The organism is Bartonella sp. AU15XJBT (assembly GCF_028618615.1).
Classification (GTDB): Bacteria; Pseudomonadota; Alphaproteobacteria; order Rhizobiales; family Rhizobiaceae; genus Bartonella.
Genome location: NZ_JAQITG010000052.1, coordinates 1 through 4,879, shown reverse-complemented (window position 1 = coordinate 4,879; position 4,879 = coordinate 1). Strand labels below are relative to the sequence as shown.

The window sequence follows — 4,879 nt, the reverse complement described above, 5'->3', positions numbered from 1 at the left end:
GAGTGAGGGCGACAAAGGCTATCTGAAGGAAAGTATCGACTATGTAACCATGGAAGCTGGTGGGGGCATGAAATTTGATGCAGGTGATGGCTTTGTTGTTGAATATGAGACAACGGGTGATTTTGACAAATCCCTTGAGCAATTGGCACGCTCTCCAGGACTGTCATGGATCAAGCAATTGCGTGATGATCCAGAATTAGCCAAGCAAGTTGATTGGCAGGCTGTTAAAGCTGAATTTAAAAACTGGGATTATAAAGCCCAAGGTCTGACAGAAGCTGGTGCTGCTTTGGTTGCATTGGCTGTCACGGCTGTCACGGGTGGGGCAGCGTCCACAGCGGCGAGTGCCATTACTGGTGCTTTGGGGCTTGGTTCGAGCACGGCCATGAATGCAGCAATACAGGCAGGTGTCCAAGCATTGATTAACAAAAGTGCTGTGGCTCTTGTGAATAATCGCGGCAACATTGCCGGTGCACTCCATGAGCTTGGCTCATCGAAGAATGTTCTGGGTATTGTTTCCTCGATGTTAACAGCAGGCTTAACCAGCCAAATAACTGAGATGGCTGGTGTTGGACAATCTTTAACCAAAACGGCACCTTTGATTGATCGCATCACCCGTGAGGCGGAAAAGAACTTGATCAAAGCCGCCATTGGCACGGGCGTTCAAACGGCTCTTGAAGGCGGTTCACTTGACAAAAACTTTTTTAACAATCTACGTACAGCGCTGTCAGGAACAATTGGCAAGACATTAGCGGAAGAAATTGGTACCGCCAAGGCTGAAGGCAAAATAGATACGGTCACACAGATTGTTGCCCATGCTGGTCTTGGCTGTATTGTTGGCGCTACAGCGAGTGGTGATTGTACAGCTGGCGCTGTGGGGGGTGCTGTAGGTGAAGCCACAGCTATGCTCCAGTTTAAACTGTGGATGCAAAGCATTGTGAAAGAGGAAATGGGGGATCTTAATGGTCGCACCCCAACCGCAGAAGAGCAAGCCCGCATCACTGCAAAGATTGATGCGCAGTTTGCTGACTTTAGAGACCACACCATTGATGTAGCGCGTGCTGCGGGGGGCTTTGCCGCTGCCCTTGCTGGTGGCAATGTTGATGCCGGTGCTGATGCTGCAGGCAATGCCGCAGAAAATAACTACCTCAGCAGTGCTCAACAAGCTCAGATGGAAAAAGAATTAAAGGAATGTCTTGACTTTTTATGTCAAGCAAAAGTGTCTGCGAAGTGGAATGCGATTAGTGCAGGACAAGATATAAGCTTTGGGGCTGGTATGGTTGCTGGTGTACCGGCTGAAATATACGATACGGTTGATGGTTTTTTGCAAATAGCCACACATCCCAAAGAGACTTTGAAAGCGCTCAAAGATTTTTTCAACAGTGGTGAGATTTTGTCGACGATTGGGAAAACCTTGGGGCAATCCTATGTAGACCGTATTAATAAAATGGAGGAGGAATATGAGCGAGCCGGTGCCGGTGGATCCTTTAAAGCGGGTGTTGAACTTGGAAAATTATTGACGGATATAGCATCCCTAATAACGGGAGTTGCTGGAGCAGCCAAGGGAGGTGTAAAGCTTGTTGGCAAGCTTACCGAAAAGACTTTGGCTAAATTCGCCGCTAAGACTGAAGCAGCAGCTGCAAAAGCAGAAAAGGAAATCGCTCAATCAGTTGGGACGGTCAGCACTGAAATAAACGCCATTCATGCAGAAAAAGAAATTGCTCAACTGCCTGAAAAAACTAACAGAGGTAAGAATGAAGGACCTCAAAAAGCTAAGGAACATCATGACAAAAAACGCGATGAAGTTATACAAGATTTAAGGCAGAAGGGATTTTCACCAAGCAAGAAAGAAATAACTTATAAAATCAAGATTGAGAAAAATGGAAAATTAATTGAGACGACAACTCGTCCTGATATTACCTATATTGATGAGAATGGTAGATTCGCATTTATAGAGATAAAAACAGGTGATGGTGTTCTAACTGGAAATCAAAAAGTTTTTGTAGGAGATTGTAAAGTAGGATCAATAACGCCTTGCGGTTCTAATTACAAAGAGTATTTAAATGAAGAAAAAGAGAAGCTTGGTTGGTATCAAGAAGCATTGAATAAGACTAAAGATAATTTTAAAGGAGATATAAAACAATGGGAGGATGAATTGAAAAAATTTAACGAAAAGTGGATTAAAGAACAGTTAGGCAGAGAATTGAAAGATGAACCATATACCCATAAAACCAATAGGTATCCAAGCTATTTAAAAGAAAAGTGAATGACTATGCGAACTAAAGATGCAACAGAAATTTTAAAAAAACGCGGCTGGGAGACTCATCGCGATGAAGTAGGTGATACGTTTGCTTATTATTATCTCCCCGATCGTATTGTGCACATCCTTTATGATATTGTAAATTACGGCGAGAATGGGGGAAAGTTTCGATTGTCTGTTAATCTCACCACTGCTGCTTATTGTCTTGGCTGGGAATATGATAATGGCGAAAAATCGCAATATAAAAATACATTAATTTCCGCAAAAGATGACTTTGATATTAAAGCCTCAGATCTTTCTGAAAGCCATATTGAAGAAGCTTTAAATAGGGTAATAGCTTGGGCGCAAGCACAAGATATTGAACAAAAATTACGTGAAGAATCTGCTAATCATTCTCTCGTTGCAAAGGCTCTACTCGGCGATACCGAAGCTTTAAGGAATTACAAACCTACATCTCAATTATACGTGCCAGAATTTTCTGATTACAAAACAATGACGAGGTATGATCGCCTCCTTCTTTTTGCTCAAGCCTATAAAAATGGAGAATTGGACGATATTCTCGCACGCAAAAAGCTCAATCAGGGCTTGATGAATCTTACTGCAGCAAGCCGCATTCTCAAAACGCAAGGGTGGGTTTCTATGGAACCTGGAAAAATGTGGCTCTCTTTGCCGGATCGTTTTATTAAGTTAGTTTTTGGCTTTGTACATCTCCATGATCAGTACAATGTCCATCTTGAATCTGAAATATCTAACGAAGAAATTTCTGTAGCTTGCCGGTATATTCATTTTTGTGGAAAATATAACCTCGTACGACCTACGGATATTTATGAGTCTTTTAACACGATTGGGGGGGATAGTATTCTTGATAAGGGAATTGATATCTGTGTAGAGACCTTGAATGAGCAAGAGTTGATACAAATATCTGAGCAGATGATAAAATGGGCACGCGCTCAAGATTTGCAAGCATCAATAGAAAGTAAAACGCTTATTCAAAAATATAACTACAATACAGATATAATTTGGCATTTGGCTTGTTTAGCATTAACAGGTAAGATTGATGTGCTGAAATTTTATCAAAATTCATTTGTGGCAGGTAAGATTCCTGAGCATTTGGAAAGCAATATTGTAGAAAAGTCTGTCAAGTACGCTTTTGAATTTGCTGAAAAGCATCTGATAATACTCAAGGAGCGAAAGGACGCGGATGCGCCTCTTAGTTCACATGCTTTAGAAGTTTTCAATAAAATTGCTGAGCAATTAAAAGCGATGGGATGGACAGTTTATAGAGATAAAAACTATGAGCGCAATGCTTATTTTATAGGCAAAGACCGCCTCATCAACATAATGTACAGTCTTGACATGGAAGAAGAGGCGCCGATCGTTGCATTCAAGGCTTCACTTTCAACACTTGGCTTTTCGACTGCTCATCGGCATATATTCCCTGATAAACCTCAATATATAGCTCTCAAAGAGGCAGAAGAAGTTTATACAGTTTCTGGTGCTGAATTGGACGAAGGCAAACTGAAGGAGATTTGTGCGGATATTCTTGAATGGGCAGATCGACAAAATGTGAATCAAATTATCTATGATTATGCCGCTTTGCCAACAAATAGCGAACTTAATCTTGTGCTACGCCACTTTGTTGCACTTGTTCTGATTGGTGATATTGAAAAGCTCAAATTTTATAAGGAAAGTTTCAGAGCAAAGAACCGTTTAGACTTTGTAGACTATATCACAAAATATGATATTGACAACGCTCTTACTCTTGCCCGACGATATCGAACGGGTTTTCCCAAAAACGCTCCGATTTTAAGCTTGGAACCGCAAACAGCATCTGATGTCTCCAAAACATCACCTGCTAGTGAAAATGAAGAGGTAGCTGAAACAGATGATAAAGATGCTCCATTGACTATGGAAAGTGCTCATGAACTTTTAAAAAGTTTAGGTTGGTCAACTGAGAAAATCAATGAAGATGACTATATAGCAAGCTATCAATTGGCGGATCGTGAAGTAGACATTCTGTATAATGACGAAATTGCTAAAGATTGTCCGCAATTTGATAGCGCCTTTTTGATTAGCACGGGCATTTTGGCTTCAGCTTGCAAATTCATTAATCCTACCCACACGGAAGATATCCCAGATATACAACTTAATTTTGAAGCCAAGGGACTGGAAATCTTTGAACCAGAAGTCACTGCGGATCGTTTAACACAGGCGCTTGATGATGCGCTAGAATGGTCAGTAACTGCTATTGATCTTTCTGAAAAGCTCCGCTCTGATTATGGTCTAGCTCCTTGGCAACAGGATGCAACGGATAAGGGAGATGATACGGATTATGCTTTGCTTCATCTTGGCGCTCTTGCTTTGTTGGGTGATGTTGAGACCTTGCATTTTTATCAGCAAAGTTTTGCAGTAGGAGATCATCTAGGCTTTGACGACAGCATCAACGAAACTCACCTTGAACGGGCAATAGCTTTAGCCAAAGAGGTGTCAAAAACCAAACAACTCAGCTATGCTTTAATTGAACGCGTAGCAAAGGATTTTGACAATCACTCAGAGTTTTCTAGTGAGGAATAACCTCGCTCTTTTGGAAGGAGAGTTTATTAAGCTGATTTAGAACAAAGA

The 4,879-nt window shown here is 41.4% G+C and carries 2 protein-coding genes; both read left to right on the top strand.

Annotated elements, in window-relative coordinates; all coding sequences use genetic code 11:
- The coding region (locus PVV57_RS09555) for a DUF637 domain-containing protein (protein ID WP_273783973.1) at nucleotides 1-2,263 on the top strand (2,263 nt) is incomplete at its 5' end.
- 6 nt (nucleotides 2,264-2,269) lie between these two features.
- A complete protein-coding gene (locus PVV57_RS09550; protein ID WP_273783974.1) occupies nucleotides 2,270-4,831 on the top strand; it encodes a DUF6990 domain-containing protein in 2,562 nt (853 codons plus the stop codon).
- Nucleotides 4,832-4,879 lie beyond the last annotated feature (48 nt).

Bases quoted from the DNA above. Each gene is read 5' to 3' on its own strand.
- PVV57_RS09550 (WP_273783974.1), top strand. From the start codon at position 2,270: ATGCGAACTAAAGATGCAACAGAAATTTTAAAAAAACGCGGCTGGGAG.